Source organism: Sediminibacterium goheungense, from assembly GCF_004361915.1.
GTDB lineage: Bacteria > Bacteroidota > Bacteroidia > Chitinophagales > Chitinophagaceae > Sediminibacterium > Sediminibacterium goheungense.
The window spans coordinates 510,481-522,364 of sequence record NZ_SNWP01000011.1 but is presented as its reverse complement, the minus strand read 5'-3'; the positions used below and the strand labels follow the sequence as shown (position 1 = coordinate 522,364).

10 protein-coding genes are annotated in these 11,884 nt (G+C 40.2%); 6 read left to right on the top strand and 4 right to left on the bottom strand.

Translation table 11 applies throughout. From position 1 onward, the window contains the following. The first annotated feature begins 162 nt into the window (after positions 1-162). The 6 genes from dnaB (at position 163) to BC659_RS09880 (ending at position 8,088) form a co-directional block, all read left to right on the top strand. Entirely contained in the window at positions 163-1,746 is a 1,584-nt protein-coding gene (gene dnaB, locus BC659_RS09905) for a replicative DNA helicase (RefSeq protein ID WP_133474601.1), read from the top strand. Positions 1,747-1,842: 96 nt separating this feature from the next. Beyond that, a complete protein-coding gene (locus BC659_RS09900; protein ID WP_133474600.1) occupies positions 1,843-2,541 on the top strand; it encodes an RsmE family RNA methyltransferase in 699 nt (232 codons plus the stop codon). Positions 2,542-2,639: 98 nt separating this feature from the next. Then, complete coding sequence (locus BC659_RS09895) at positions 2,640-4,229, top strand: L,D-transpeptidase family protein (RefSeq protein WP_133474599.1); 1,590 nt, start codon at positions 2,640-2,642, stop codon at positions 4,227-4,229. 159 nt (positions 4,230-4,388) lie between these two features. Next, entirely contained in the window at positions 4,389-5,561 is a 1,173-nt protein-coding gene (locus BC659_RS09890; protein WP_133474598.1) for a hypothetical protein, read from the top strand. A 115-nt stretch (positions 5,562-5,676) separates the two neighbouring features. Next, a complete protein-coding gene (locus BC659_RS09885) occupies positions 5,677-7,482 on the top strand; it encodes a DNA polymerase III subunit gamma/tau (RefSeq protein ID WP_133474597.1) in 1,806 nt (601 codons plus the stop codon). 153 nt (positions 7,483-7,635) lie between these two features. Next, positions 7,636-8,088: a (4Fe-4S)-binding protein gene (locus BC659_RS09880; RefSeq protein ID WP_133474596.1), complete on the top strand. Its 453-nt coding sequence runs from the start codon at positions 7,636-7,638 to the stop codon at positions 8,086-8,088. A gap of 71 nt (positions 8,089-8,159) precedes the next feature. Here the strand turns inward: BC659_RS09880 and BC659_RS09875 are convergent, their stop codons facing one another. From BC659_RS09875 to BC659_RS09860, 4 genes are all read right to left on the bottom strand, one after another. Beyond that, positions 8,160-8,504: a translation initiation factor gene (locus tag BC659_RS09875; RefSeq protein WP_133474595.1), complete on the bottom strand. Its 345-nt coding sequence runs from the start codon at positions 8,502-8,504 to the stop codon at positions 8,160-8,162. Further along, entirely contained in the window at positions 8,497-10,386 is a 1,890-nt protein-coding gene (locus BC659_RS09870) for a tetratricopeptide repeat-containing sensor histidine kinase (RefSeq protein ID WP_133474594.1), read from the bottom strand. Before BC659_RS09870 ends, BC659_RS09875 begins: the two co-directional genes overlap by 8 nt. A gap of 70 nt (positions 10,387-10,456) precedes the next feature. Then, positions 10,457-11,320, bottom strand: a complete 864-nt coding sequence (nadC, locus tag BC659_RS09865; RefSeq protein WP_133474593.1) for a carboxylating nicotinate-nucleotide diphosphorylase — start codon at positions 11,318-11,320, stop codon at positions 10,457-10,459. Positions 11,321-11,404: 84 nt separating this feature from the next. Further along, positions 11,405-11,785, bottom strand: a complete 381-nt coding sequence (locus BC659_RS09860; RefSeq protein ID WP_162847405.1) for a DUF4783 domain-containing protein — start codon at positions 11,783-11,785, stop codon at positions 11,405-11,407. Positions 11,786-11,884: the final 99 nt, after the last annotated feature.

The window sequence follows — 11,884 nt, the reverse complement described above, 5'->3', positions numbered from 1 at the left end:
ATAGCTGTGGATGAAAAATGGCAAAGAAAAATTTTAAGATGAAAAAATTCTAACCCATATTCGCTCCCCCTAACTGCCGAGGTAACAATTCCGTAACATGGAACAGCCACTGAGGATACGGATAGGTTCTTACTAACAACCAATTAAAGAATTGCTACAAAGATGGATCTGACCAGCCTGAATAAAGACCGAAAAAGAAGAAAACCCGCCATCGATCTCAGCACCATGGTGTATGGCAAAGTACCTCCTCAGGCCAAAGAACTGGAAGAAGCTGTACTGGGTGCCATCATGCTGGAAAAAAGTGCATTTGATACCGTTACGGAAATTGTAAAGCCGGAGTGCTTCTATGTTGAAGCACACCAGCTCATCTTCAGGGCCATGCAGGGACTTCAGCAGAAAAGTATGCCCATCGATATCCTTACTGTGGTTGAAGAATTGAAAATGCGTGAGCAATTAGACCTGGTAGGTGGTCCATATTATGTTACCAAACTCACCAATGCTGTAGTTTCTACCGCAAATATTGATGCACATGCCCGTATCGTGTTGCAAAAATTTATTCAGCGAGAGCTTATCCGCATCAGCGGTGAAATTATTGGTGATGCCTATGAAGACAGTACCGATGTATTCGACTTACTGGATGACAGTGAGACCAAGATGTTTAACATCACCAACAATTACCTCAAAAAGAATTTTGAAGATATCGGAAACGTACTTGCCAAAACGATTAACCGTATTGATGAATTACGTACCAAAACAGAAGATATTTCGGGTGTACCCAGTGGTTTTGCTACACTCGACCGTATTACATACGGATGGCAGCCCACAGATCTTATTATCCTGGCAGCACGTCCGTCTGTAGGTAAAACCGCTTTTGCATTAAATCTGGCCCGTAACGCAGCTCTTCACCCAACCAAACCTATTCCTGTTGGTTTCTTCTCACTTGAAATGAGTGCCGCACAGCTGGTACAGCGTATACTGAGTGCAGAGAGTGAGATTAAGATGGAAAAAATCAGCCGAGGAAAACTGGAAGATTATGAGTACCAGCAACTCCACAGCAAGGGTATCAAAAAATTAGAAACAGCTCCTATTTATATTGATGATACTGCCGCATTGAACATTTTTGAATTCAGGGCCAAAGCACGTCGTCTGGTAAATAAACACAATGTAGGCATCATCATCATCGACTACCTGCAGTTAATGAGTGGTAGCGGTGATCGTAACAACAACCGTGAACAGGAAATCAGTAATATCTCAAGAAACCTCAAAGCACTTGCCAAAGAATTGGGCATTCCCATAATTGCACTGAGCCAGTTGAGTCGTGCGGTGGAAACACGTAAGGAAAGTAAAATGCCACAGTTGAGTGACCTTCGTGAATCGGGTGCCATTGAACAGGATGCTGATATGGTTATGTTCATTTACCGTCCGGAATACTATGAGGTAATGAACAATGAAATGGGAGAAAGTACTCATGGCGAAACCCATATACGAATTGCCAAACACCGTAACGGTTCTCTTGAAACAGTGAAGCTGCGGGCCAAACTCGAAATTCAGAAATTTGAAGAATGGGAAAGTGATGGTAGTGGTTTTGGCGGTGGTAGCTGGAAGCCCATCGCACCTGGCACATTACCAACGGGTGGTGGTTCGGCAGCCGATGATGGTGGCAAACTTTTTATACAGAAAGGCAGTAAAATGAATGGCGGCGATTTTGATGAAGGATTTGACACGGATAATGACGCGCCATTTTAAATAAGAAATAAGGAATAAGCTTGCCCTGAGTGCTCTCCTGAGTTTACCGAAGGATTACCCAAGGGAAATCAGTAATAAGAAAGTATTTGTAGAACTATGCCGTTACCTTATTTCTTTGAACCATCAGTATCTTTTACTTCCAGCCATTTCCAGCTGAGTGAGGAAACAAGCAAGCATTGCATTCAGGTATTGAGAATGAAATCGGGAGAAGCGCTTGAACTTACCAATGGAAAAGGCAGCTTGTACACCGCAAGTATTGCACAGGAAGATAAAAGACATTGCACTGTTATTATTGAAAAAGAAACCATTGTTCCCGTACCTGAAAAAAAGATCAGTATTGCCATTTCATTGTTGAAAAATGCCAGTCGTTTTGAATGGTTCCTGGAAAAAGCAACTGAAATTGGTGTTTCAGAAATCATACCCCTTATCTGCTCAAGAACCGAACACCATCGGTTTCGTTCCGATCGTATGCAGCAGATCCTGATTGCCGCCATGTTACAAAGCCAACAGAGTTGGCTACCCGTTTTACATAAACCCATAAAATTCGCTACATGTGTATCAGGTGCCATGCAAACACAAAAACTGATTGCACATTGCGAGGAAAACCGAAAAACATCATTAGCTGATATCAAAACTGAAAACAGCTGCCTCCTTTTAATTGGCCCGGAAGGTGATTTCACTTCTCAGGAAATTGCATCGGCCCTTGATAACCGTTTTGAGCCCGTTTCATTAGGCAATACCAGGTTAAGAACAGAGACTGCTGGAATTGTTGGGGCCACACTTCTTTCAATATGATCAGAATACCACTGAAGACATAAAAGAGTACAAATATTTCTGTTTTTTCTGCAACCACAGTGGTATTTTTTATCCCACCTCTTTCGTATATTCATAACATGAGTAAAGCGCTGATTATTTCTTCTATATGCCTGGCACTACTATATGCTTCCTGCAAAAATGGCAAAAGCAGAAAACCAGTAATCCGTGACACAAGCATAACTGCTGTTACCTCATTCAATAATCTTTTTTTTGATAGTACCAGACTATCTGCTTTCCTGAAGAACCATTCTCAATATGAAAATTTCACAGCGCAATTTCATGATTTTTATAAAGACCGAAATTATGCCTATGCGTGGTTCGATTCAACAGGGTTAGCAGAACAGGCGCTCAATTTCAATAATCTTCAACAAAATTATATTACCAGTTTTTCGGACAGTAGTATTTATAATCCTTTACTCGATTCATTGTTACAAAGCATTCAGCAAAACAACCCAAAGAGAAAACCTGCTGAATCTCAGGTATTGGAAACAGAACTTTTGTTAACCGGACAATTTTTTCAATATGCCGCCAAAGTGTATAAAGGAAGCGATATTGATGCATCTGAACTTGGATGGTTTATTCCCAGAAAAAAAATAGATGTGCACGCTTTACTGGATTCTGCCATACTATATAAGTCTGCCGAAGCCTATGCCCCACAGAATAGCCAGTATAGACGCTTACAGGAATTCGTGCAAAAATATAGCCGGCTCAGCAAGGAGACCGGCTTCGATTCCATCCCGGCTCTACCGAAATCTCTGAGAAAAGGAGACTCGGCCGAGGTAATCGTGACTATAAAAAAACACCTTGAATTATTAGGCGATCTTTCTTCTAACGACGGCTCTCCTACCTTTGACACAACCCTTGTATTGGCCACCAAAAAATACCAGCAAAGAATGGGGCTTACCGTAGATGGCATTATTGGCAATAAAATGATTGCAGAATTAAATGTTCCTATGAAACAACGTCTGCGTCAGATACTGATAAATCTTGAACGACTACGCTGGATGCCGCCAGAAAAAGACACCAACTATATTCTGGTCAACATTCCTGAATTTATGATGCATGTTTATGATAGTGGTAAACTTCAGTTTAATATCAATGTCATTGTGGGCACATCTGCCAACAGTACTGTTATTTTTAACGACAAATTGCAATACATCGTATTCAGTCCATATTGGAACGTTCCAGAAAGCATTGTTCGTGGCGAAATATTACCCGGTATTAAAAAGAATCCCAATTATCTTGCAAAACATAATATGGAAATTGTAAAGTCTGGTACCGTTCCTGTTATCAGACAAAACCCAGGAGGAGCTAATTCACTTGGACTTGTAAAATTTCTTTTCCCAAATAATTACAACATTTATTTTCACGATACACCCAATCGGAATCTTTTTTCACAAAGCAGCAGAAGTTTCAGTCATGGTTGTATCCGTGTAGGCGAACCTAAAAAACTGGCCCAATATCTTTTGAGAACCGATAGCAGCTGGACTTCCCAAAAAATAGACAGCGCCATGCACCTGAAAAAAGAAAAATGGGTGCCTCTGAAAAAATCCATCCCTGTTTTCATCGTTTATTTCACTGCCTGGGTGGATCAGAACGGGCAGCTGAATTTCAGAAAAGATATCTATAAACACGATGAGAAAATGGCCGTAAAATTATTTAGATAAAGTCGGAAAGTCAGGAAGACCGAAAGTCCGAGAGAACTTTGTCAGATTGTAACTCTTCTTTCGAACTTCCCGACTTGCGGACTTTCGGTACCCCATCATTCTAACATCGACTTATCGAGGAAGGACGGACTTTCTTACATTTGTACAAACAGCCTGACCATGCATTTGATTGAGGTTACTGATAGCGCAACCACCACATCGTTTCTGGAAGTAAGTGCGGCACTCAACCGCCACAATCCGTCTTATATACGCCCATTAGACAATGAAGTAAATGATGTATTCAATCCTGAAAAAAACAAACAGTTTAAATATGGAACTGCCAAGCGATGGATCGTAACCACTGATGAAGGCGAAACTGTTGGTAGAATTGCTGCTTTTACCAGTAGTAAATACATTAATAAGGGAACTGATTTTGCAACCGGTGGTATTGGTTTTTTTGATTGCATCAATGATCAGGCTACTGCCAATCTCTTATTTGATACAGCCAGGCAATGGCTGACTGAACAGGGAATGGAAGCCATGGATGGCCCGATTAATTATGGTGACCGTGATAAATGGTGGGGGCTGATGGTGGAAGGATTTGACAGAGAGCCGATGTACGGCATGTCGTTTAACCCTGATTATTATGAAGCCTTATTTACGAATTACGGCTTCCAGAACTACTATAATCAGTATTACTATTCCATGAAAGTAGACGATCCTTTGCCACCCCGGTTTGCTGAACGGCATGCGAAGTTTAAAGCCAAACCCGGTTATGAAGCAAGACATGCTAAATTATCGGAGCTGGAAAAATATGCAGGTGATTTTGCTACTGTTTATAATGCCGCATGGGCCCAGCATGGGGAGAACAAAGAGATTACGAAAGAACAGGTTATCAAATTGTTCAACACCATGAAACCCATCATGGACGAAAGGGTTGTTTGGTTTGCCTATTATAAGGAAGAACCCATTGCCATGTTCATTAATATCCCCGATATCAATCAGTACTTCAAACATTTTAACGGCAAATTCGGCCTCTGGCAAAAGCTTCATCTTTTATGGATGAAAAAAACAGGTGCCTGTAAGCGTCTTACAGGTCTTGCATTTGGCGTAGTACCGAAATACCAGGCATTGGGTATCGACAGCTTTATGATTAATGAATGTGCCCTGCTGATTCAGAATAGAGGATGGTATTATGAATACGAAATGGGCTGGGCCGGCGACTGGAACCCCAAAATGCTTAATATCTACAAAAGCCTGGGCGGAGTACAAAGTCGCCGGATGGTTACTTTCCGCTATCTCTTCGATAGAACTAAGGGCTTTGAAAGGCATCCGGAAATGGAGTATAAATAGCTTTGAGCTGAGAGCTATGAGATTATTTGTATAAATGATAATTTTGCACATTCTGCTATAAGCTCGAAGCTCATAACCCGAAGCTCACAGCTTATCTTTATATTGCACCACTGATATGGATAATAAATTCATTGTTTCGGCGCGTAAGTACAGACCACAGAATTTCAACACAGTGGTAGGGCAGTCTCATATCACTACCACACTCAAAAATGCCATTAAAAATAATCAACTGGCACATGCTTTTTTGTTTTGTGGTCCTCGTGGTGTGGGTAAAACAACCTGTGCCCGCATATTGGCCAAAACAATTAATTGTACAAATCCAACTCCTGAAGGCGAAGCCTGTAACACTTGTAATAGCTGTGTTTCCTTTGAAAGTGGCACTTCCCTGAATATCCATGAACTGGATGCTGCCAGCAATAACTCAGTTGAAGACATCCGCTCTCTCGTTGAGCAGGTTCGTTTTGCTCCACAGGCAGGCAAATACAAAGTATATATTGTGGATGAGGTACATATGCTCAGTACCAGTGCCTTTAACGCTTTTCTGAAAACACTGGAAGAGCCACCTTCTTATGCTATTTTTATACTGGCGACCACCGAAAAGCATAAAATATTACCCACGATCCTGAGCCGATGCCAGATTTTCGATTTTAAGCGTATTACCAATAATGATACGGTAGAACACCTTCAGGAAATTGTTGAAAAAGAAGCTATTAACGCAGAAAAAGCGGCCCTTCAGGTAATCGCCCAAAAGAGCGAAGGTTGTATGCGTGATTCGTTGAGCATACTTGATAAAATTGTAAGTTTTACCAATGGTACCGTAACTTATCAGAATACACTTGAACATCTCAATATTCTTGATGAAGACTATTATTTCAGGTTATTATCATCACTGCAGCAACAGGATATGGCCGCTGCTATGTTATTGTTTGATGAAATCAACCGAAAAGGATTTGAGGGCGATCTGGTATTGAATGGTTTTGCTGAATTTATACGCAATCTGCTTGTTTGCAAGGATCCAAAATCTGCTGCTTTACTGGATGTGGTAGAAGGGCTGCAGGATAAATATATTCAAACAGCTGCCGCTATCAGCATGTCATACCTGGTGAGCGCATTAAATATTCTGAATGAAGCTGAGATCCAGTATAAAATGGCAAGGAACAAACGCCTGCATGTGGAACTCTCGATCATTAAACTGAATTTTCTTCAGCAGGCGATTGAACTTTCTATGGACAATGGTCAGGTTGTTAAAAAAAAACGACTTGACGGACCGATAGCTTTTCGTACCAGATCGGTTCCATCCATACAGGTAAAAACGACTCCTGAAAACCCACCATCCAAATTATATATTGAGGAGAAAAAAAACGTTACGCCCCCTCCCGTTTCTTCAATCCCTGTAAAACCTCCTCCTCCAGCGCAGGTAAAAACGGTGAGCCCATCCATGGCCAGCAGCCAAGGTAATAACGGCACTAAAAAATCATTATTAGACGCTCTGCGTGAGAAAGTAGGTGACCAATATGCTATTGAAGAAGTAAAAGAAGCGGAAGTATTAAATATAGATAAGCTTACGCACTGCTGGAATGAATATGCCATAAAACTTGAGCAACAACAAAAGCATTCATCTGCAGGTACTTTTAAAATGGCGCGTCTTCAGATTGAAGATGACATCCATTTTACAGTAAGTGTACCTGCATTAACAGCCCAAAAATTTGTAGAGCAGGAAAGAATGATGCTGATCGACTTTATTCAAACGGCATTTAACAACAGAGCCATTGTGTTCAACATATTGGTTGATGCCACTGAAAAAGAGGAAGTCCCGGTTCATATGCGCCTGAACAGCAAACAAAAATTTGAACGTATCGCAGAACAATACCCGCTTGTAAAAGAACTGAAAGACAGACTGAAACTGGAGATTGACTATTAATAAAATTAAAAAGTCAAAAAAAGACTGGCTTTAAGTTTATCTTCCCAGATTCACAAAATTTCTTTCAAATTTTCAAATTTTCAAATTTTCAAATTTTCAAATTTTCGATTTTTGACTTTTCATAAATCCGTATCTTACTTTTAAAATTACCCCATGCCCAAATCCACCTTCAAATACACCAATAATGAAGTAACGGTTGTCTGGAAGCCTGACACTTGCATACATAGCCGTATTTGCTGGACACAGTTGCGTGAAGTTTTTGATCCTGCGAAACGTCCCTGGATTAATATGGAAGCATCCACCACAGAAGCCATCATAGAACAGGTAAAAAAATGTCCGAGTGGCGCCTTGAGTTATTATCTGAATGCCGAAGGCGAGAAAGAGGTGACCGCCGAAATAGAAACAGCAGTGCAGGCAAGTATTTTGAATATAGAGATAAAGAAGAATGGACCGATTTTAATCACAACAGATTGTGTAATCACACACGGTGACGGAAGCAAAGAAACCAAACAGGGTACTACCGCACTCTGCCGTTGCGGCCAATCTGCCAACAAACCCTACTGCGATGGCACACACCGTAAGGTAGGATTTGAAACCGAGAAATAAGAAATATGGAATATGAAACAGAGAAAGTAGTGTACCATTTTGAAATCTTTGATTTCCTTATTTCTTGGTTCTTACAGCTTTCTGCTTTTCGCATACCCATTCTTCAGCAGCCACTGCAACACCTTGTCTCGCTGATCACCCTGAACAAGGGCTTCTCCATCTTTCACTGAACCACCGGTACCACAGAAATTTTTAAGTAGCTTACCCAGTTTATCCAGGTCATCTTCTTTTCCTACAAAACCGGTAACCAATGTAACAGCTTTACCCGCACGTTGTTTTTTATCCAGTAAAATGCGAAGCTGCTGCTGAGCGGGGGGTAATGTTGCTACTTCTTCCGTATCGTCTGGCTCAAACCTGAAATCCGGATCAGTACTGAATACAAAGCCGTTTTTATCTGAAGTATTTTTTTTAGCCATTCTTTTGTTTTGGCAAAGTAACGGAAAACACTGATCCAATTCCCACTTCACTACTAACGGAGATAGAGCCTTTATTAGCCTCTACAAATTCTTTGCAAAGGAGCAAACCCAAACCGGCACCCTTTTCATTTTTGGTACCTGCTGTAGTAAAATGTGTATTGATTTTGAATAACTTATTTAACTGCTCGGCGGTCATTCCGATTCCTGTATCTGCTACAGAAATAGTACCGGTATCAGGTGTTTCACTAAATCTTATATTGACCTCCCCCCCTTCGCCTGTAAACTTCACTGCATTCAACAAAAGATTTCTGAGCATAATATCCAGGTGATGTATATCTGCATACAATCTTACCGATAAAGGAATATCGTTGTTGATCGCAATTTTTTTCTGAGAAGCAGCTGTCATCAAAAGATGTCGGTTATTTTCTGCAATATCATAAACCTGCACTTCTGTTGCGCTAATATCAGTAATACCTTCCATCTGGTTTTTCGACCATAAAAGCAGGTTATCAAGTGTAGTATTTAAAGAACTGATTTGTTTATTGAGCGCGGCTCTTATTTTAGCAAAAGCATCCTCAGATAAGCTTTGTTGTTCTACAAGATGTAAAACATTGCTTAATGAAGAAATAGGTGTACGCAAGTCATGGGAAAGAATGGAAAATATTTTGTCTTTTTGATAAGACGCCTGCTCCAATGCTTCTTTCTGCTGTCTAAGTTGTTTATTCACGAGTTGTTTAAACTGATTTCGCCTCCATGACACCAACCAAAGTGCGAGAACCAATCCTACAACTATTAATAAAAGAATGCTATACAATCGCTGATCACTGATCTTAGCTTTTTGTATTTCGTCTTCTTTTTTTAACAGATTAATCTCGGCCTGCTTTTTTTCTGTTTCAAAACTTACCTGCATTTGCGCCAGACGTGCTCTGCTTCTTTCTTCAAATAATGTATCGTTAAGTGCTACATGGATAGATTGTGTACGGTAGGCATTTTTATAATCCCCCAATGCATTATAGGATTGCGACAATAGTTTGTAAATAGTAGACTGCTCGCCCTTTGCACCCAGTTCTTCCGCAATTTTTGCAGCTTCTTCAAAATAAGGAATTGACTTTCCCCACTGTTTTTTTTGTTGATACGCTTTACCCAGTCGATATAGTGATGTTTCAATGATGAAATTACTCTTAGCCACCCTGGCGGCAGCAACAGATGCAGAAAAGTAATCAATTGATCGATCTGTGTCACCATCGTCCATATAAATATCTCCCAGCGTACGCAGGCAAAAAGCAATCAGGTATTTATCACCCAGCTTTGAATTATGCTGCAGTGCCTTATATGCATATATCAAAGCCGAGTCCTTGAACTTACCTCTGTGAGCGGAAAAAGAGATATTATTCAGGCTACGACCAATACCTAATTGGTTATTTAACTGTTGATGAATATGCATTTCTTTTCTGAAATAATCCATCGACTCTCTGTACTTCGCCTGTGAATTATAAATAGCGCCTACATTTCTATATGAGATAGCTAATTGTGGTAAACTGGCTATTGAATCATTAATATGCAATGCCTGTAACGCAAAGTCGAATCCTTTTGAATAATCACCTTTGCGATAATAGGCCCAGCTAATATTATTGAGCGACATTCCTTTGCCTTTGGGAAATCTTAACTGATCGGAAAGTTCAAGACCCTGACTGGCGAACTCAAGCGATTTTTCAGCAATTTTATCAGATAGTTCTTCCGATATAAGGTTGAGAAGACGCACATACTGGGTATCTTTTTTCATAGCCCCAAGCAAGCGAATCAATGAATCTGCTTTTGCAGTTTGTGCATCAGCTGAGTGTAAACTGAAGAAAATAGAAAAAAGAAAAATGCATTTTCTCATATCATTATAAACGCCGGGGTACAACGTAGAAGCAAGATAAAGGAAAGGTAGAAAAATTCCAATTAAGGGGTTAATCAGTTATCACTGCTTTTAAACTTAAGTCAAGGCTTTGAGCCTGGTGAATGAGTCCACCCACACTTACAAAATCAACACCTGTAGCAGCATATGATTGTATGGTGTTCAGGTTAATTCCACCACTGGCTTCCGTTTCAAATTGCCCGTCAATTAAACGAACAGCTTCGGCTACTTTTTCAGGCGAAAAGTTGTCCAGCATTACACGAAACACTTTACCTTTTCCCATTGAGCAAACCAGTGCTACATCGTCGAGGTTTCTCGTTTCTACTTCTATTAATAAGGATAATGCTTTTTCCTGGAGATAAGCGTGTGCTTTTTCAATAGCCCGTACAATACCGCCGGCATAATCAATATGATTGTCTTTCAACATGATCATATCATATAAACCAAATCTATGATTAATACCTCCTCCGATTCTTACCGCTTCTTTCTCCAGCAAACGAAAATTGGGGGTTGTTTTGCGGGTATCCAGCAATCTGGTATGATAGCCTTTCAGCAGATCGGTATATTTTTTTGTGAGTGTAGCTATACCACTCATTCGCTGCATACAATTCAATACCAGTCGCTCACATGAAAGTATGGTATGAATGGAAGTAATTACCTCAAAAGCTTTCTCCCCTTCATGCATCGGGTCGCCGTCTTGCTTGAAAGATTGAAAAACAGCTCCGGGATCCTGCAGATGGAATATTTTTTCCGCAACGGCCAGACCAGCCAATATACCATCCTGTTTTATTTTGAGTACAGCTTTACCTTGCTTATCGGGTGGAATACAACTTAATGTTGAATGATCGCCATCACCAATATCTTCCTGTAAAGCAGATTGTACCAGAACATGTAATTGCTGATCAAATGTATTCATGGCACAAAACTAAAGGAAGAAAATTCAGGAAATGAAGAATCTATGGAATAAGATGCAGGTAACAAATATGTAAATAAAGACCGATTAGTTAATTCGAAGGGTTACAATCTTGTATTGACCACCATTTTGTTTCAGCATTACTGTAATATTAAACCCCTTATCGTTATTTAGCAATTTACCTGTCATATACATAGTGCTTCCGATCTCTCGTTCTGAAATTTTTTCAAACCCTTTGATATTTTTTTCGGCAAAGAAATTTTTGAGTGTAAGAGCAGCCTGATTTCTACCCATATTCCGTACCTCATCTTTTTCCAGCAACTTCATGTCTACAAAATCATCAAAATGGGAAGCCACCTGTTCCGAGCTCGCAGATTTTAACGATCGCACAATAGCGTCTGTAGGTGCCTGGAATGTAAATGACATCAGTGCAAATGCCAATCCGAGGGTTAAAAAAAATGATTTCATATACTTTATTTTGCTTTCTCCCTTTATATGTCCCAAAAACATGCCAACTTTGGGATAATAAGGTGTTACCATAAAGTTACAATCTAATCAGCAATTAAT